This window comes from Kocuria sp. 2SI (genome assembly GCF_005502825.1).
Taxonomy (GTDB): domain Bacteria; phylum Actinomycetota; class Actinomycetes; order Actinomycetales; family Micrococcaceae; genus Kocuria; species Kocuria palustris.
Window position 1 is genome coordinate 1 of record NZ_SCNB01000017.1, and the last position, 16,629, is coordinate 16,629.

At 71.3% G+C, this 16,629-nt stretch carries 13 protein-coding genes and 1 pseudogene; 11 read left to right on the top strand and 3 right to left on the bottom strand.

Translation table 11 applies throughout. From position 1 onward, the window contains the following. Positions 1–337: 337 nt before the first annotated feature. Entirely contained in the window at positions 338–2,047 is a 1,710-nt protein-coding gene (locus FFS25_RS09920; RefSeq protein ID WP_058871753.1) for a sugar transferase, read from the bottom strand. A gap of 621 nt (positions 2,048–2,668) precedes the next feature. Between FFS25_RS09920 and FFS25_RS09925 the strand changes: the two genes are divergently transcribed. The 4 genes from FFS25_RS09925 (at position 2,669) to sufU (ending at position 6,017) form a co-directional block, all read left to right on the top strand. After that, a complete protein-coding gene (locus tag FFS25_RS09925) occupies positions 2,669–3,334 on the top strand; it encodes a 50S ribosomal protein L25/general stress protein Ctc (protein ID WP_006214196.1) in 666 nt (221 codons plus the stop codon). Between the two features lie 171 nt (positions 3,335–3,505). Beyond that, positions 3,506–4,087, top strand: a complete 582-nt coding sequence (pth, locus tag FFS25_RS09930) for an aminoacyl-tRNA hydrolase (RefSeq protein ID WP_137802793.1) — start codon at positions 3,506–3,508, stop codon at positions 4,085–4,087. Positions 4,088–4,182: 95 nt separating this feature from the next. After that, entirely contained in the window at positions 4,183–5,517 is a 1,335-nt protein-coding gene (locus FFS25_RS09935; protein WP_137802794.1) for a SufS family cysteine desulfurase, read from the top strand. Then, entirely contained in the window at positions 5,514–6,017 is a 504-nt protein-coding gene (gene sufU / locus FFS25_RS09940; protein ID WP_006214199.1) for a Fe-S cluster assembly sulfur transfer protein SufU, read from the top strand. The genes FFS25_RS09935 and sufU overlap by 4 nt, the downstream gene beginning before the upstream one ends. Before the next feature lie 101 nt (positions 6,018–6,118). On the opposite strand, the gene nhaA is transcribed toward sufU, so the two are convergent. Together nhaA and FFS25_RS09950 are read right to left on the bottom strand one after the other, a co-directional pair. Then, positions 6,119–7,414: a Na+/H+ antiporter NhaA gene (gene nhaA, locus FFS25_RS09945; RefSeq protein WP_137802795.1), complete on the bottom strand. Its 1,296-nt coding sequence runs from the start codon at positions 7,412–7,414 to the stop codon at positions 6,119–6,121. Between the two features lie 192 nt (positions 7,415–7,606). Beyond that, a complete protein-coding gene (locus FFS25_RS09950) occupies positions 7,607–8,104 on the bottom strand; it encodes a DUF2505 domain-containing protein (RefSeq protein ID WP_006214201.1) in 498 nt (165 codons plus the stop codon). 365 nt (positions 8,105–8,469) lie between these two features. Here FFS25_RS09950 and FFS25_RS09955 point away from each other — a divergent pair, with 365 nt between their 5' ends. The 7 genes and pseudogenes from FFS25_RS09955 to FFS25_RS09980 all read left to right on the top strand — a co-directional run bounded on the left by FFS25_RS09955 (position 8,470) and on the right by FFS25_RS09980 (position 16,557). Then, positions 8,470–9,660: a glycosyltransferase family 4 protein gene (locus FFS25_RS09955; RefSeq protein WP_006214202.1), complete on the top strand. Its 1,191-nt coding sequence runs from the start codon at positions 8,470–8,472 to the stop codon at positions 9,658–9,660. 31 nt (positions 9,661–9,691) lie between these two features. Next, positions 9,692–10,003, top strand: a pseudogene (locus FFS25_RS14160) (4'-phosphopantetheinyl transferase family protein); the annotation flags it as partial. Between the two features lie 435 nt (positions 10,004–10,438). Beyond that, positions 10,439–10,699: an acyl carrier protein gene (locus FFS25_RS13810; RefSeq protein ID WP_249933858.1), complete on the top strand. Its 261-nt coding sequence runs from the start codon at positions 10,439–10,441 to the stop codon at positions 10,697–10,699. Next, entirely contained in the window at positions 10,696–11,901 is a 1,206-nt protein-coding gene (locus FFS25_RS09965; RefSeq protein WP_137802797.1) for an acyl-CoA dehydrogenase family protein, read from the top strand. The genes FFS25_RS13810 and FFS25_RS09965 overlap by 4 nt, the downstream gene beginning before the upstream one ends. Beyond that, positions 11,898–12,884: a class-II aminoacyl-tRNA synthetase family protein gene (locus FFS25_RS09970; protein WP_235586792.1), complete on the top strand. Its 987-nt coding sequence runs from the start codon at positions 11,898–11,900 to the stop codon at positions 12,882–12,884. The genes FFS25_RS09965 and FFS25_RS09970 overlap by 4 nt, the downstream gene beginning before the upstream one ends. Then, positions 12,881–13,894, top strand: coding sequence for a DUF1839 family protein (locus FFS25_RS09975; protein ID WP_137802798.1), 1,014 nt, complete (start codon positions 12,881–12,883; stop codon positions 13,892–13,894). The genes FFS25_RS09970 and FFS25_RS09975 overlap by 4 nt, the downstream gene beginning before the upstream one ends. Continuing rightward, positions 13,891–16,557 carry a glycoside hydrolase family 2 protein gene (locus FFS25_RS09980; RefSeq protein ID WP_137802799.1) on the top strand — a complete coding sequence of 889 codons (2,667 nt, stop codon included), beginning with the start codon at positions 13,891–13,893 and terminating at the stop codon, positions 16,555–16,557. Before FFS25_RS09975 ends, FFS25_RS09980 begins: the two co-directional genes overlap by 4 nt. Positions 16,558–16,629: the final 72 nt, after the last annotated feature.

A 16,629-nucleotide genomic window follows, 5' to 3' on the forward strand; every position in this document is an offset into this window, starting at 1 on the left:
TAAATAACCCGAGACTCGCTTATGCTTTGAGGCATCCGCGACGCACCCGGGCGCGCGGACGCCTCAAAGCATAAGCGAGTCTCGGGTTATTTATCAGGTCGTTATCAGCAATTTCTGGGGAATCACGATACAAAGGTGTATCGCTACTGATCGCGCGCATCTGCGCAGATCACGAACAGATCAATAACAGGTTGGGGGACAGCCGCGCGATGCCGCGGCAGACGCCTCGAGGCCGCGCCGCCGGTACCGGTGGCGCGGCCTCGAGGAGGTCGCCGGAGCGGGATCGGAGCCGGCGGCCAGTGTCGCCGAGCTCACGGCGTCCGCGCTGGGCTGAGACTCAGTAGGCGCCTTCGTGGGCGAAGACGGCCTTCACGGTGCGCAGGAGGATCAGCAGGTCCTCGAGCACCGACCAGTTCTCGACGTAATAGAGGTCCAGGCGCACTGCCTGCTCCCAGTCGAGGTCCGAGCGTCCCGACACCTGCCACAGGCCCGTGATGCCGGGCTTGACCCGCAGGCGGCGGTGCACGTACGAGTCGTACTTGCTGACCTCGGAGTCCAGCGGGGGACGGGGTCCCACGAGCGACATGTCTCCGCGCAGGACGTTGAGGAACTGGGGCAGCTCGTCGAGGCTGTAGCGGCGCAGCACCTTGCCGGGGCCGGTCACGCGGGGATCGTCCTTCATCTTGAACAGGACGTCGCCGCCGGATTCGTTCTCCGCCAGCAGGGCCGCCTTGCGCTCCTCGGCATCCGTGTACATGGACCGGAACTTGAGCATCTTGAAGTGCGTCCCGTCCAGGCCCACGCGCTGCTGGCGGAACAGGACGGGGCCGCGGTCGTGGGCCTTCACCGCCAGAGCCACGACCAGCATGATCGGCGAGAACGCGATCAGCGCTCCCAGCGCGCCCACGATGTCGACCAGGCGCTTGAGGATCCGTCGCGAGCGGGTCATGCGCGGGGTGGCCACGTGGATCAGGGGCAGACCGGCGACCTGCTGCGTGTGGATGCGGGGCCCTGCGATGTCCGTGAGCCCGGTGTTGAGCACGAGTCGCACGTGGGCATCGGCGAGGTACCAGGAGAGGTGGCGGATCTCGGCCGAGGTCAGCGGCGAGCTGTTGGTCAGCACCAGCGTCTGGATGCGGTGGCGGCGCACGGCCTCCAGGATTCCGGAGACCGAGGGGGTCTGGTCGGGGGCCAGGGCATTGGGGATCTCGATCTCCTCGAGATTCGAGGGCATCTGCTTGCGCGTGGTGGGGGCGTAGACCGCCACCGGGTCCAGCCCGGACTCGACGTGCGCGCGCAGCGACTCGGCAGTCTCGAGGGCGCCGCGACGACGGCCCACGATCATGGTGGGCGCCATGGCCTCGCCCGCGCGACGGCGGCGGATCAGCTGGGAGCGCAGCATCACGCGGCCCAGGATCAGCAGCGCCGCACCGGCCGGCAGAGCCACGAGCACGTAGCCGCGCGCCACGGGCAGCGCCAGGGCGTAGGAGACGATCGCCACGGCGCTGAAGACCATCAGGGTCGCGGTGAGGACCTGCCGGGCCTCCTCCATGCCGCTGCCGATCAGGCGCACGGCTCGGGTACCGCGCAGATCCAGCGCGCACCACCACAGCAGGCCGATGATCAGGCCCACCACGAGGTAGTGGATGCCGAACCGGCCGATGATCAGCTCGGCCTGGGCATCGGGGAGGCTGAAGCGGGCCACCTGTGCCAGCACGAGCGTGACCACGATGGCCAGGGCGTCCACGATCCGCATGCGGGTGACGTATCCGGTGCGCCACTGCTGCTCCGTGGCGGTCGGCAGCGGGCGGGACGGGGCATCCGGGGTGGGGATGATGCGGATGGGGCCGGTGGTCGGCTCCCCGCCGCTGCCGTCGGGCCGGCGGGGCAGAGGGGCAGGGTCGTGGCGCGCAGACCCCTTGTGCTCCGTGGTGGCCGCGGGGCCTGAGCCCGCGCCCTGCGACGGGTGCGCGCGGCGCTGCGAGCGGTACTCCCGGGCGGTCGTGCGGCGATCGGTCTGCGGCGATGTGCCGAGCGACCTGCTCATGGATGATTCCTCCCCCTGGTGGAATGCACCGAGGCGATCGCGCCTGGTCCCTGATCGTCGCCGCGGCACTGCCGCGGGTACGTCGTGCGATGACGGCGCCGTCGAAGGGCCACGCGCTGCTAGGGGCGTCCCGATGCTTTCCTGCGATGCTGATGCGGGTCAGCGCCCGCGACCTGCTCGGAATCCGCCGTCCCCACGGCTGATCTCGAGCGGGTGCGCGAGCATCCCACAGGCCCATCCTACGAGTCCGGAGCCCGATATGGGTGTTCTCTGCTGTGGTCTCTTGGTCGGGGCCTCGAGCGAGCCGGGGGCAGCTCGAACCGTGTGACATGGGGCGATGTCCGCATTCCGGGGTCGTGAGCGCAGGCTGGTATGCTGTGCGGGCTGCCGAGGCGAGGGGAGCGCGCGGGTGAGATCCCGCGGACTCCCGTGATCGACGAGGCTGGTACCTGCTCTTCCAGCGCATCCGGAGCTCGAGGCTCGCGGATCCAGCGCGCGGGATGATCCGATCGGATGCCTCGCATTCGTGTCCGGAAAGCCGTGGAGGCTGAAGGTCCCGGTCGCTCGCCGATCGGCACCGATGAACCACCACGAGAACCCGTTGCATCAGGAGGAGCCACCATGGCTGATACCACCAAGGTCCCCGGCGAGGTCCGCACCGACTTCGGCAAGGGCTACGCCCGCCGCATCCGCCAGGCCGACAAGATCCCCGCCGTCATCTACGGCGCCGGTCACGATCCCATCCACGTGTCCCTGCCGGGCCACGACATGATGCTGATCTCCCGCAATGCCAACGCCGTGATCGAGGTCCTGGCCGATGACGGCCAGAAGCACCTGGCCATGCTCAAGGACGTCCAGCGCCACCCGATCCGCCCGGAGATCTACCACATCGATCTGCTGACGGTGAAGCGCGGCCAGAAGGTCGAGGTCGACCTGCCGATCAACGTCACCGGCGAGGTCGACCCCTCCGCGATCTACACGCAGGAGGAGACCACTATCACCGTCATGGCCGACGCCCTGAACGTCCCGGAGCAGGTCGAGCTCGACATCGAGGGCCGCACGCCGGGCGAGCACGCGCTCGTGTCGGACATCGTGGTGCCGTCGGGCGTCGAGGTCCTCACCGACCCCGAGACCATGGTCATCAACGTCTCCGAGCCCATCGAGCAGGATCTCGGCGAGGAGCCGGAGGACGAGGAGACCGAGGGCGCCGAGGGCGAGTCCGGCGAGGAGTCGGGCGAGTCCGAGGGCGGCGAGGCTTCCGACGAGGAGTCCTCCGACTCCGAGTGATCCCCCTGTGCGCCCGGCTCCGGCCGACGGCGCGCCGGATCCCGATGGCACCCCGTCCGCGCGACGGGGTGCCATCGTCGTCCTGGCGCGCGAGCGGGCAGGATGGACCGAGCGCACGGTGTGCGCCACGGACACGATGACGACGACGAGCACTTCGAGGAGCAGCCCCGCATGACGACCGATCGCTGGATCGTGGTGGGACTGGGCAATCCCGGTCCCCAGTACGCGGCCACCCGCCACAACGTGGGCCAGATGGTGCTGGACGAGCTCGCCGGCCGCACCGGAGGCAGCTTCTCGGCGCACAGGTCGCGGGCCCAGGTCATCGAGACCCGCCTGCGCCCGGGCGGCCCGCGCCTGGTGCTGGCCAAGCCGCTGACGTACATGAACACGTCGGGCGGGCCGGTGAGCGCGCTGCTGAAGTACTACGACGCCACCGCCGAGCAGCTGATCGTGGTCCACGACGAGCTCGACATCCCCTTCGATACCCTGCGCCTCAAGCGCGGCGGCGGCGAGGGCGGGCACAACGGGCTGCGCGACATCTCCAAGGCCGCGGGCACCAAGGACTACCTCCGAGTGCGTGTGGGCGTGGGGCGTCCTCCGGGGCGCATGGACACCGCGGACTACGTGCTGCGCCCGTTCGGCTCGGCCGAGGCCAAGGACCTGCCGCTGCACCTGGACCGGGCGGCCGATGCCGTCGAGCGGATCATCGACGACGGCCTCACCGCCGCCCAGAACGCCTTCCACAGCTCCTGAGGCTCCGCTGGGCCGTCGGAGCCCTGGACTACCGTGGATAGTCCGTCCCGCGCCTCGTGCGCCGGACGGGCCCGACGCGATGGAGGCATTTCGACATGGACACCCCGAACGGACCCCTCGACGACGCCGAGGCTCGGCGCCTGGCCGCCGACTTCCCGATCCTGCAGCGCGAGCTCGACGGCCGCAGGCTGGTCTACCTGGACTCCGGGGCCACCTCCCAGCGCCCCGTCAGCGTGCTGGATGCCGAGCGCTCCTTCCTGGAGACGTCCTACGCCGCCGTGCACCGCGGCGCGCACACCCTGGCCGTCGAGGCCACGGACGCCTTCGAGGACGCTCGCCGCACGGTCGCCGGCTTCGTCGGCGCGCAGGAGGAGGAGATCGTGTGGACCTCGAACGCGACCGAGGGCCTGAACCTGCTCACCTACGCCTTCTCGAACGCGACCGCAGGCTCCAACGGTGCCACCGAGGCCTCGCAGCGCTTCCGTCTGGGGCCCGGCGACGAGATCGTGATCACCGAGGCCGAGCACCACGCCAACCTGGTGCCGTGGCAGGAGCTGTGCGCTCGCACCGGAGCCTCGCTGCGCTGGATCCCGGTCGATGACCGGGGGCTGCTCGATCTCGAGTCCCTCGAGGAGGTCGTGACCGAGCGGACCAGGGTGCTGGCCTTCGCCCACGTCTCCAACGTCACCGGCGCCGTCCACGACGTCTCCGCGCTGGTCGCGGCGGCCCGCCGGGTGGGAGCGCTCGTGGTGCTCGACGCCTGCCAGTCGGTGCCGCACCTCCCGGTGGACTTCCATGCCCTCGACGTCGACTTCGCCGTGTTCTCCGGGCACAAGATGCTCGGGCCCACGGGCATCGGCGCGCTCTGGGGCCGCCGCGAGCTGCTCGAGGCGCTGCCCACCTTCCTGACCGGCGGGTCCATGATCACGCGGGTCACCATGGAGTCCAGCGAGTACATGCCGGCCCCCACCCGGTTCGAGGCCGGCACCCAGCGCATCTCCCAGGCGGTCGCCCTGGCGGAGGCCGTGCGCTTCCTCGAGGGCATCGGCATGTCCCGGATCGAGGCCCGCGAGGCCGAGCTCGGCCAGCGCCTGGCCGCCGGCATCGAGCAGCTGCCCGGAATCCAGCTCGTGGGCCCGCCAGCCGGGGAGCCCCGCGTGGGCCTGGCCTCCGTGGTGGTGGACGGCGTGCACTCCCACGACGTCGGCCAGCTGCTCGACGTCGCAGGGGTGGCCGTGCGCGTGGGGCACCACTGCGCCCAACCGCTGCACCGGCGGCTCGGCACCGCGGCGACCACACGGGCCAGTGCCTACGTGCACAGCACCACGGAGGACATCGACCGGTTCCTGGAGGAGCTGGGGAAGGTGCGAGCCTACTTCCGGGTCGACGAGGACACCAGCGCCGCCAGTAGCGGGAAGGAGAGAGCATGAGCGAGCTCGATCAGATGTACCAGGAGGTGATCCTGGACCACTCCAAGCGCCGCGTCGGCGAGGGCCTGGCGGCCGAGATCCGGGAGCTGCCCGGCAAGGACGCCGTCACGGAGCCGGTGGGGCAGGAGAGCGCCGCCGGGGCGGACCACGAGTACAACCCCACCTGCGGCGATGAGATCCGGCTGCGGGTGGGCCTGCGCGGTGAGACCGTCGAGTCCGTGACCTGGGAGGGCGATGGCTGCTCGATCTCCATGGCCGCGGCCTCCGTGCTCTCGGAGATGGCGCCCGGCTCGTCCCTGGAGCAGCTGCGCGAGCAGCTGGACGCCTTCCGAGAGATGCTGCACTCGCGCGGTCGCATCGAGCCGGATGTCGAGCTGCTGGGCGATGCCGCGGCCTTCGCCGGCGTCTCGCGCTTCGTCGCCCGGGTGAAGTGCGCGGCGCTGGGCTGGGTCGCGGCCGAGAAGGCGATCGAGCGGGCTCAGGCCGGGCAGCAGGGCTGATCGCCGGGTCCGCGCTCGTCTCTCACGACGACGGCGCTGCACCTTCCATCTGGAGAAGGTGCAGCGCCGTCGTCGTCGGTGCGCGGAACCGAGCGCGCCGATCAGCCCATGGTGTCCACCTCGGCGCCCTCGTCGCGCAGCTTCTTGTAGTGGCGGTTGCGAGCCACGAGCAGGCCGCCGCCTGCAAGCGCGGCGATCGTGGAGCCGAAGAGGATGCCGACCTTCGCATGGTCGTTGTGCGGGGAGCCGATGCCGAAGGACAGCTCGGCGACCAGCAGCGAGACCGTGAAGCCGATGCCGGCCACCATGGCCAGGCCCGCCATGTCGATCCACTGGTAGTCGCGGTCCTTGCTGGCAGGGGTGAACCGGTCCATCAGCCAAGCGGAGCTGAAGACGCCGATCATCTTGCCGAAGACCAGTCCCAGCACGATGCCGACGGCCACGGTGTCGGTGGCCGCCGAGCGGATGCCCTCGACGCCTCCGACGGCCACACCGGCGGAGAAGAAGGCGAAGATCGGAACGGCCAGTCCGTTGGACAGCGGGCGGAAGCGGTGCTCGAGGGTCGGGGCCAGGCCCTGGGCGGGGTCCTCGTCGTTGATCACGTGCGGACGGGTCTTCAGCACAGGCGTCGCGAAGCCGAGCAGCACGCCGGCGATCGTGGCGTGGATGCCGCTGTTGTACATCAGGATCCAGACCACGAAGCCCAGGGGCAGCAGGATGACCCAGGCGGCCCAGGCCCGCGCCATGAAGAACGAGGCGAAGCGGTGGGTCAGCACCCAGTACACGGCCAGCACGGCGAACGAGGCCAGCAGGGGCAGGAAGCTGAAGCCGTGGCTGTAGAAGATGGCGATGATGACGATCGCGATGAGGTCATCGACCACGGCCAGCGTCAGAAGGAAGGTGCGCATGGCCACCGGCAGCGCGGAGCCCACCACGGCCAGCACCGAGACGGCGAAGGCGATGTCCGTGGCGGTGGGAATGGCCCAGCCCTGAATGGTCGAGGGGTCCGAGCCGGCGGTCAGGTTGAGCACCGCGTAGATGATCGCCGGCACGGCGGCGCCGCCGAAAGCCGCCACGATCGGCACGGCGGCCTTGGCCGGATTGCGCAGCTCGCCGTCCACGAAGGAGGCCTTGAGCTCCAGGCCGGTCAGGAAGAAGAAGATCGCCAGGAGCCCGTCGGCGGCCCATTCGCCGACGGTGTGGGTCAGCCCGGGGACGGAGTGGATGCCCACCTCGGCATCGCGCAGTCCGAAGTAGAAGGACTCGGCCGGCGTGTTGGCCAGCACCAGGGCGGCCACCAGCGCCACGAGCAGCAGCACGCCGCCCACCAGGTCCTGGCGCAGGGCATGTCCGAGACGGAGCAGAGGCGATCTGCTGGCTGACTGGGCTTGGGACATCGGGGACCTTCCGTGCGGCATGGCATCGACCCGTGCTGGGCACCGGCCGCGGATCGGGCCAGTCTACGACCGCAGTTGCCTGCGTCGCGTCGAAGTGCCGATGGCGCCGGAGATGACGACGCCCCGGGACCCTGCTGCGTGGCGGGGTTCCGGGGCGCGCAGCCGGTGCGGCCAGGACAGCCGCCGGGCGGGTCAGTGCGAGGCGATCCAGGCGTCGGCCTCTCGGGACTGCAGGCTCAGGGCCTTGCCCACATAGGGCTCGGCGGCCGAGGCGACCTTGCCGCCGACCAGCGGGATGTTGGCCTTGACGGTGACGTCCACGGCGACGTCGGTGGTCTCGCCCTTGGCGGTCAGGGTCTGCGTGCCGGAGCCCGAGACGGGCATGCCGCCCACGGAGACCTCGGTCTGGATGTCGCGGGAGCCGTTGTCGCGAGGACCGGACCAGGTATCGACCTGGGTCACGGTGAGTCCGCCCTTGACGAACTTCTTCGCGATGTCCGGCAGCTTCTCCGCGCCCATGCTGCGCACGATCGTGACCTTGAACGGACCCGAGGTGTCGCCCTCGACGTTCTGGGACACCAGGGTCGCGCCGCCGCGCTCGGCGACATGGCGGTTGAAGGCCTCATCGGTGAAGGTCTCGATGACCTTCTCGACGGGGGCATTGATGGTCTGGCTGGCGTTGACGGCCATGGGACTCCTCCTGCTGGGACGACGACGGGAGCTTGGTCGAGCACGCGGCGACCGCGCCTGGCCGAAAATGCGGTGGGGCCGATCGCGCACTGTCATTCATCGGCCATTCTACGGCGAGACCTGGGACGGCCCTCGACGCGAGCCGGAGATCGACAGGTGAGGGGACGTCCCTGCGCATCTGTGGGGTCAAGTGGAGGTCCCGAACGCCGAGTCCGAGCCGCTCGACGCGTAGAGTCGCTCGCCGGGGTCGTCGCTCGGGGGAGCGGGCCTCGAACATCTTCATCCGGCGTCGCAGCGATCGAGGGGCTCGATCCGCGGCGCTGTTCTGAGCCGGGTCGATCCGCCCGGCCGCTAGGGGGAACCGCATGGAGCACAGCCCTGCCATCGACGTCCTGCACGTCGTCGAGGCATTCGGCGGAGGCGTGGCCGCAGCCGTGCGCGACTACGTCCGGGATCTGCCCGAGGCTCGTCACCACATCGTGTGCCGGCTGCGCCCGGAGGCCGAAGCTCTCGGAGCGCAGTGGCGCCAGGACTTCGCCTCCGTCACCGCCATCACCGGCGGTCAGCTGGGTGCGGTGCGCACCGTCCGCGAGACCATCCGCGAGCTGCATCCGGCCGTCGTGCACTCGCACTCCAGCTACGCCGGAGTGTGGGCCCGCGTCGCCGGCATCGGGCTCGACGGCTTCCGCTCGGTCTACACCCCGCACGCGTGGGCGTTCGCCCGCGAGGACAAGTCGCGGCTCGAGCGCGCGGCATTCCGCGGCGTCGAGCGCGTCCTGCTGCACCGCACGGACGTCCTGGCCGGCTGCTCGCGCGCCGAGCTGGCGCCGGCGCGCGCCTGGCGTTCGGACGTCGAGCTGGTCCACGTCCCCAACATCGCCGAGCTCGAGGCGGACTCGACCCCCACTCTGGTGCAGCAGCCCTCGGATCCTCGAGGCCTCCTGATCGTGGGCTCGGGTCGCCTGACCGCGCAGAAGGACCCCGCGTGGTTCCGCGCTGCGGTCCGCGCGGTGCGCGCAGAGGGCCACCCCGTGCGCGCGCTGTGGGTCGGCGGCGGCGACGAGACCATGCAGGCGGATCTGGAGTCCGCCGGCATCGAGGTCACGGGGTGGATCCCTCCTGCACAGGTCGAGCGCCACCTCGCGGAGGCCGATCTGTACCTGCACACGGCGGCCTGGGAGGGCTTCCCGATCACGGTCCTCGAGGCCGCACAACTGGGGCGGCCCATCGCCGTGCGCTCGATCCAGGCCTTCCACGAGGTGTCGCTGCCCGTCGTGCTCGATCGGCCCTCGGATCTCGCCGAGCGCTGGGAGCGGATCGCTGAGCACGCCACTCGCGAGCAGATGGTCTCTCAGCAGGACCGGGCACTGCGCGAGAACTGCGCAGGTGTCCAGCACGACAGGCTCGCCCAGGCCTACGGGCTCGAGGTCCGGCCGTGGGGCGTGGGCGGACGCGGCGCTCCGGGGCGGCAGAGCGCGACGCAGATCGTCGACGGGGTGACGCGCGAGACCAAGGGCTCCGCGGAGCTGGCAGGATATGCCGGTCCGAGCCGCTGATCCGCGGCTGGGCTGATCGAAGGAGCTCGCCATGTCCGCTGCGCCGCAGGCCTCCCGCCGCGTCGTCGCGGTGGGCTGCGACATCCAGGCCCACGGGCCGGTGGCGGAGGCGATCGAATCTTTCGGCCCGGCCTACCTCCGTCGTGTGCTCCACCCCCAGGAGAGGGTCGGCCTGGATGCGCCGGCGGAGGGGGCCGCACCCGATCCGGAGCTCACGGCGCGTGTGGCCCTTTTGGTGGCGCTCAAGGAAACTGTCATGAAATGTCTGGACCTCAGCGCCTCAGATCCGATTTCATGGACTGACATACGATGTGCACCGATCCGACGGCGATCCTCCGCCGAGGGGACCGGATCCGAGGAGCAGACCGCTCATCGGGTGCAGCTGCATGGATCGGCCGCGCTCCTGGCGCGGCGACGGGGGATCCGCAGCTTCCTGGCAGTGGCCTCGACCACCGTGCCCGCTGCGCGCACTGCGCAGACGGGGGAGACGGTGTTCCTGTCCGCGACGGCGAGAGCCGTCGCGCTGTCGGGACGGTCACCTGGGGGGAGGATCGAGGCGGGGACGGCCCCGGGGACGCTGGATGCGTCCCGGAGGCCGGGGGATGCCGCGAAGTGCCGCTCGGCGGTCCGCGGCATGCCGGCCGGGGCTCAGCACAGGGGAACGGGGAATCCGCACGGCGATGTTCTGCCGGCGGAGGGGCTGCGGGCAGCAGTCGCAGCCGCTCCCGCACAACAGGGGGACCCCTCAGGTCCCCCGGAAGAATCGGGGAGAAGCAGAATGAGCAGCACCGAAGAGATCATCGCCGAGGTCCGTCAGGTCGTCGCGCAGCATGCGCATCTGGCCCGCGACGCCGGCTCGCTGGCCGAATCCGACAGCCTCTACGCGGCGGGGATGACCTCGCACGCCTCCGTCAATGTGATGCTCGGGGTGGAGGACGCCTTCGACCTCGAGTTCCCGGAGCAGATGCTGACCAAGGAGACCTTCGAGAGCCTCGAATCCATCGCCGCCGTCGTGCGCACACTCGAGGAGCAGCAGTGAGCGCCCCGACACGCGAGAACCGCAGCGGCTCCGGCGAGGACATGCAGCGCAGGGACTGGTCCGAGCGGATCGACGCCGTGGTCGCGGCCGCAGCGGCTGCGGCAGCCGACGTCGACGCCCAGGGTCGATTTCCCCAGGAGATGCTGGACGCCGCGCGCGAGCAGCTGATCCTGGGCGCTCACGTGCCGGCCGTGCACGGCGGCCTGGGCCGTTCGATCACGGAGATCTGCCGGCTGGTGGAGGCCCTGGGTGCCGTGTGCGCCTCCTCGGCCGCGGTGATCGCCATGCACTTCAGCCAGGAGCTGTGCCTGACCCGCCACGTGGACCTCGAGGAGGACACGGCCCTGTCGCGCTTCACCTGCCGGGTGGCGGCGGAGCAGCTGCTGCTGGCCTCCTCGACGACCGAGAAGAACATCGGCGGCGACACGCGCACGTCGTCGTGCGCGGTCGTCGCCCACGACGACGGCAGCGTCACCGTGGCCAAGTCGGCTCCCGTGATCTCCTACGGGCGCTTCGCCGACGCGATCCTGGTGACGGCGCGCCGTGATCCGGAGGCACCGGCCTCCGAGCAGTCACTGGTGGTCGTGCCGCGCGAGCACCTGAGCCTGGAGCGCACCAGCGAGTGGGATGCCCTGGGCCTGCGCGGCACCATGTCCGAGGGCTTCGAGCTGGAGGGCACAGTGTCGGCAGACATGGTGCTGCCGGTCGACTTCGCGACCATCTCCGCACAGACCATGCTCCCGGCATCGCACACGCTGTGGGCGTCGTCCTGGCTGGGCCTGGCCACCGGAGCCGGTGCCGTGGCTCGGCGCTTCATCCAGAAGAAGGCCCGCTCGAACCCCGGGACCACGCCTCCGGGAGCCCTGCGACTGGCCGAGCTCGAGGTGCGGATCCAGTCGATGATCGACACCGTGCGCAGCTCGATCGCCCGCTTCGAGGAGGCCGCCCATGATCCCGAGCTGGCCACGTCCATGCACTTCGCGATCGCCATGAACACGCTCAAGGTCTCGACCTCCGAGTCCGTGCGCGCGATCGTCTCCGAGGCCATGGTCATCGTGGGCATCGCCTCGTACTCGAACACCGGCCCGTTCTCGCTCGCTCGCTCGCTGCGCGATGCCATGGGGCCGTCGCTGCAGGTCAGCAACGACCGCATCCTGAACAGCAGCGCCTCGCTGCTGACCGTCTCCAAGGGGCGGGCATGAGCGGCGGGGCGCAGGCCGGGATGCCGCAGCCTCCCGCGGAGGAGATCTCCCAGGAGCAGCGCTTCGAGGCCGAGCTGCTCCAGGCCGGGTGGCTGCTGCCCACGCTGGGACAGGGGATCACGGGCACCGGGGCGGTGATGGAGGCCGTCGTGCAGGGCCTGATCCTGGCCGCGCGCGAGCGAGCCGTGGACCTGCCCCGCCCCGGTCGGCTCGAAGCCGTCCGCTTCCCGCCGGTCAATGCCCGCAGCCTGCTCGAGCGCACGGACTACGTGGCCAGCTTCCCGCAGCTGCTGGGAACGATCGACACCTTCGAGGGCGACACGAAGGCCCACCGGCGGCTGCTGGCCGACCGCGAGGCCGGGCAGCCGTGGGACGGGCACATGTCGACCAGCGGCTATGCGCTGGTGCCGGCAGCCTGCCACCCGCTCTACGGCGCCCTGCAGCTGGGCTCCGCCCGGGGCGAGGTCGATGGCACGGTGTACTCGCTGATCGGCGACTGCTTCCGCAACGAGCCGTCGCCGGACCCCATGCGCTTCGTCTCCTTCCGCATGCTCGAGTTCGTGCTCGTGGGCACGCCCGAGCAGGCACTGGCCCACCGTCAGGCCATGCTCGAGCTCGGCTCGGGGCTGCTGCGCGATCTGGGGCTGGATGTCGAGATCGAGAGCGCCAACGACCCGTTCTTCGGCCGTGCCGGCGTGATGCTGGCCAAGGGGCAGCTGCAGGCCGAGCTGAAGTTCGAGATCACGGCACCGGTCTACGGCACCCACCGCACGGCGATCGCCTCCGGCAACTACCACGAGGACCATTTCGGCGCCGAGTTCGACCTGCATGGCGCCGACGGCTCGATGGCGCACTCCGCGTGCTTCGGCTTCGGCCTGGAGCGCGTGGCGCTGGCGCTGGCGCGGGTCCACGGCACCGAGCTGATGGCCTGGCCCGAGCAGGTGCGGGCCCTTCTCGGCCTGCCGACGGGGGAGACCGGATGACCGCGACGACCTCCGCCGCCGGACTCGGGGTCGCAGCGCTGAGCCCTGAGGGCTTCATCCAGCACCCGCTGCACCGGGACGAGTCCGTCTGGTCGAACACGAATTGCTACCTGGACGTGTGGATCGAGCTGCTGCACGGTCTGGGGCATGCACCGGAGCCGCTGTTCGCAGCGGCTGTCGCGGCCACGGCCCAGGCGACGCAGTTCGAGTTCCTGAAGGTGGATCACCGCGACCTCGAGGAGGTCACCGGGATCCGGGTGGGCGAGCACGACATCTGGCTGGGACTGCAGGAGCAGGTCATGCTGCAGCTGGGCCTCGGGAACCCCATGCTGATCGAGGCCGATGCGTTCTGGCTGCCGGACACCCGAGGCGTGTCCTACGGGCAGGATCACACCAAGACCTCGATCGTCGTGCTGCATGTCGATCCCGACACGCGTGGGCTCGTCTACCTGCACAACGAGGGGCTGCACCGGCTCGACGGCGCGGACTTCGACCACGTGCTGGGCGCGGGCCGCAGCCAGGGGATCGTGCCCTCGCCCTACACCGAGCTGATCTCCCTGGAGGGGCTGCGCGGCCCGCAGGACGTCGACGCCGCGGCGCAGACCCGGCGCCTGCTGCGGCTGCACGCCGCCCGGGCACCGCAGACGAACCCGGTCGCCGATCTCATGGAGATCCTCCGCTCGCGCCTCGCCTGGCTGGGGGAGAACGGGATGGAGGGCTACCACGCGCTGTGCTTCGAGACCACGCGGCAGCTCGGCGTCGTCTCCATGCTGGCGGCCGCCGCATGCCGGCATGCCGAGGTGCCCGAGCTCGAACCGGCCGTCGAGGCCTGGACCGCCGTCTCGGAGGAGGCCAAGGGCATGCAGTTCCAGCTGGCTCGGCTCGCCCGCGGCCGGGGCTCCTCGGCCCTGGCGGCCACCATGGACTCCGCGGTCGAGCACTGGGCGCAGGCGGCGGAGGCGCTGGCCTCCTGGGCCGCCGACGGCGGCGGGTCCGAGTCCGCCTCATGAGTCCCGACCCGCTCGTGGACGACCCGCTCGGCACAGGCTCGGGCGGCGTCGCCCTGGGGAGGCTGAACTGGACACTGCACGGGACGGAGTCCGGGGCGATCGGCTGGACGGGTCCCTGGGAGCAGGCCGAGGCCCCGGTGCTGCGCGCGGGCGGGGTCTCGATCCTGAGGCCTCGGCTCGAGGAGCTGTCGCAGCTGAGCCTGCCCGCCTCCGTGCCGGGAACGCTCGCCGCCGCCCTGCGCGATGCGGGGCGCGAGCCGGTGGCGCAGCCGGATGACCGGGACTGGTGGTGGCGCGCCGACCTCGAGCTGCCCTCCGGCGAGCCGCAGGGGCAGTGGGAGCTGAGCCTGCGCGGGGTGGCGACCGTCTCCGAGGTCTGGTGGGACGGCCGGCGCGCCGCGACATCGGCGACCGGGCTGGACGACCTGGTCGTGCACCTGACGGCGTCGCCGGGCCGTCATGAGCTGGCGATCGTGTGCCGCGCCCTGTCCCTGCTGCCCGTGCCGCGCCGGCCTCGAGGACGATGGCGCTCCAGCCTCGTGGCGGATCAGTCGCTGCGCTGGCGCCGGACGCCGCTGATCGGTCGGATCCCGTGGGCCGGCACCTCTCCCGTCATCGGGCCCTGGGGGCAGGTCTCCCTGCTGCCTGTGCCGCAGCACGGGATCGAGCTGACGGGCGTGCGCACCGAGCTCGATGCGGACCTTCGCAGCGCGCGGGTGCTCGTGGACTGCATGGCCGAGCGCGGGGGGCACCTGGAGCTCGCCTGCGCAGGCGCCGTCACGGCTGTCGAGGTCCCTGCGGGTGAGAGCCGGGTGCGACTCGAGGTGCGTGAGCCTGCGCTGTGGTGGCCGGCGACCCATGGCGAGCCCGCGCTGCACGAGCTGACCGTGCGCGCCGGATCCCGTCCCGGACAGCTGCAGCCGCTGGCCCGGCGCAGCGTCGGATTCCGCCGCCTGGAGGCGCAGACCGACGACGGCGGCTTCCGGCTGATCGTCAACGGCCGCCCGGTCTTCGCCCGCGGCGCCGTCTGGGCGCCCGTGGACCCGCTGAGCCTGGGCGCAGCGGCCGAGAAGATCGAGCGCACGGTGCGAGCCATGGCCGCTGCCGGCGCCAACATCCTGCGGATCTCCGGCACCGGAGCCTGGGAGTCCCCGGCCTTCTACGAGGCCTGCGACCGGTTGGGCCTGATGGTCTGGCAGGACGCCATGCTGGCCACCCTCGATCCACCGGAGGATCCCGAATGGCTGGGGCTGCTCGAGGCCGAGCTGCGGACCTGGCTGCCGCGCCTGGGGGCGCACCCGTGCCTGGCGGTGGTCTCCGGCGGCAACGAGGTCCTGCAGCAGCCCGTGCTGTGGGGCCGCAGCCCGCAGGAGATGACCATGACCGCGATCGACGAGCTGATCCCGCGCCTGAGCGCCGAGCTCGTCCCGCAGGCCGTGCACGTGCCCACGAGTCCGTGCGGCGGGCAGCCGCCCACCCGCCCCGATCAGGGGATCTCCCACTGGTTCGGCGTGGGCGCCTACCGCCGGCCGCTGACGGACGCCCGCCTCAGCGGCGTGCGCTTCGCGGCCGAGGCCCTGGCCTTCGGGTGCCCGCCCCGCCCCGAAGCGATCGAGGCCGCCTTCGGCTCTGCGACGGCCGATCACGACGAGGCCGCCCGCGCGGCATGGTCCGCGGCGGCGGCCCGGGATCCGGGGGCCGAATGGGACTTCGAGGACATCGCCGCGCACTACGCCCGGCGCTGGATCGCTCCGGGGATCGAGGCTGACCGCGGTGCCACGGGATTGGTGGCCGATCATCCCGGGGACGTGGACTGGGAGGGGCTCGTCCGCGAGGAGCAGCTGCGGCTGGAGCGCGCGGCATCGGCCCGGGCCGTGGAGCGCACCCTGGCCGATCTGCGCCGCCCGGGGTCGCGCTGCGACGGCGTGATCATCCTCGCGGCCCGGGACCTGGTGCCGGGGGCCGGCTGGGGGCTGCTCGACTCCGAGGGCCTGCCCAAGGCCACCTGGTACGCCATGCGCCGTGCCTGCGCCCCGGTCGCGGTGCTGCTCACCGACGAGGGGCTGGCCGGACTGCACGCGCACGTGGTGTGCGACCGCCCGCTGCGGCTGCGGGGAAGGCTGCGGCTGCGGGTCTGGACGCGGCAGGGCGTGCTCAGCCACGAGACGCACTGCGACGTGTCGATCGACGGCCCCGGGTCCGTCACATTCGTCGTGGAGGACGAGCTCGGCGGCTTCCTGGATCTCGATCGGAACTGGGGATTCGGCGACCGGCAGTGGGAGGCGCTGGCGGTGGATCTGCAGGTCGGACCGGATTCCGATCCGGTCGGGCCGGACAGCGCACTCAAGGCTGTCCGCCTCTTGGGGGGCGAGAGCCGCGACGCTCTGGCCGACCTGCGGACGGAGCCGACGCTCGGGAGACAGGACGATGAGTCGTCATACGAGCGCCGTGCCGGCGAGCCCGGCTATCGTGCCCGGAGCGGGCAGCTGAGGCTGAGCTCGGCGGCCGCATCGTCGTCCGTGCGCGTGCCCTGCGGGGCAGGCCGCATCCCGCTGGACGAGGGCTTCGACCTGGAGCCAGACGGGATCCGGGACGTCGCGCTGGTCGAGGCGAGCGCCTGGCCGCCCGTCGTCGTGTCTGGTCGCACGACGACCGGCGGCTGAAGCGGCAGGGGAGCCGCTGTCCCCTCTTCCGGGGCCGGAATGGGGGAGCGGGTCGGGTGGGGCGAGGGATCG

Coding starts and splice junctions, on each gene's coding strand:
- FFS25_RS09955 (WP_006214202.1), top strand. CDS start 8,470: ATGGAGCACAGCCCTGCCATCGACGTCCTGCACGTCGTCGAGGCATTC.
- FFS25_RS09975 (WP_137802798.1), top strand. CDS start 12,881: ATGACCGCGACGACCTCCGCCGCCGGACTCGGGGTCGCAGCGCTGAGC.
- FFS25_RS09980 (WP_137802799.1), top strand. CDS start 13,891: ATGAGTCCCGACCCGCTCGTGGACGACCCGCTCGGCACAGGCTCGGGC.
- FFS25_RS09970 (WP_235586792.1), top strand. CDS start 11,898: ATGAGCGGCGGGGCGCAGGCCGGGATGCCGCAGCCTCCCGCGGAGGAG.
- FFS25_RS13810 (WP_249933858.1), top strand. CDS start 10,439: ATGAGCAGCACCGAAGAGATCATCGCCGAGGTCCGTCAGGTCGTCGCG.
- FFS25_RS09950 (WP_006214201.1), bottom strand. CDS start 8,104: ATGGCCGTCAACGCCAGCCAGACCATCAATGCCCCCGTCGAGAAGGTC.
- nhaA (WP_137802795.1), bottom strand. CDS start 7,414: ATGTCCCAAGCCCAGTCAGCCAGCAGATCGCCTCTGCTCCGTCTCGGA.
- pth (WP_137802793.1), top strand. CDS start 3,506: ATGACGACCGATCGCTGGATCGTGGTGGGACTGGGCAATCCCGGTCCC.
- FFS25_RS09925 (WP_006214196.1), top strand. CDS start 2,669: ATGGCTGATACCACCAAGGTCCCCGGCGAGGTCCGCACCGACTTCGGC.
- sufU (WP_006214199.1), top strand. CDS start 5,514: ATGAGCGAGCTCGATCAGATGTACCAGGAGGTGATCCTGGACCACTCC.
- FFS25_RS09920 (WP_058871753.1), bottom strand. CDS start 2,047: ATGAGCAGGTCGCTCGGCACATCGCCGCAGACCGATCGCCGCACGACC.
- FFS25_RS09935 (WP_137802794.1), top strand. CDS start 4,183: ATGGACACCCCGAACGGACCCCTCGACGACGCCGAGGCTCGGCGCCTG.